A 588-nucleotide genomic window follows, 5' to 3' on the forward strand; every position below is an offset into this window, starting at 1 on the left:
GAATAAAGCGAAGGAAATAGCTAATAATGCGAAAACGATAGCGGAAACGGCGGTAACCACAGCGAATGAAGCGAAGACAGTAGCAGATGAGGCGAAAAGCTTGGTGGAGAGAGCTCATACTTCTGTCACAGAAAATTCTCAAGTATCAAAGCAAGCGCAAACGATAGCAGAAGAAGCAAAGAATAAAGCGGAAGCAGCTCAGACATTAGCGCAACAGATCTCTCAATCTGCAACAGAATGCTGTGAAGAAGCCAAGGGTATTTCTCAACGTGCTGAAACCAAAGTTAATGATGTAACGCGTAAAGTTGATAAGTTAGAAGAAACAACAGAGTCTCATACGAATGAATTAACAGCTGTTAAAGCTACAGCTCTTGAAGCACAGCAAAAAGCTGAATCTGTTGATACGAAGCTAACAGTTTTAGAAGCATGCTCTCCTGATATTCAGAAAGCCAAGCAGGCATTAGATAGTTTAGAAGGGAAAATCACTTCTGTTGAACAAGAGAATACCAATTTAAAACAATCTGTAGCTACAGTCACTGAAGTAGCGAATTCTGCTAAGAATAAAACAGAGACATTAGAGCCTAGGAT

The 588-nt window shown here is 40.3% G+C and carries 1 protein-coding gene; it reads left to right on the plus strand.

The genetic code is table 11. The features are described 5' to 3' along the window. On the plus strand, positions 1–588 hold a 588-nt coding region (locus ACFILA_RS09955), incomplete at both ends, for a hypothetical protein (protein WP_375661175.1).

The sequence above is a fragment of the Bartonella sp. CL71SXKL genome, from assembly GCF_042194935.1.
Lineage (GTDB): Bacteria > Pseudomonadota > Alphaproteobacteria > Rhizobiales > Rhizobiaceae > Bartonella.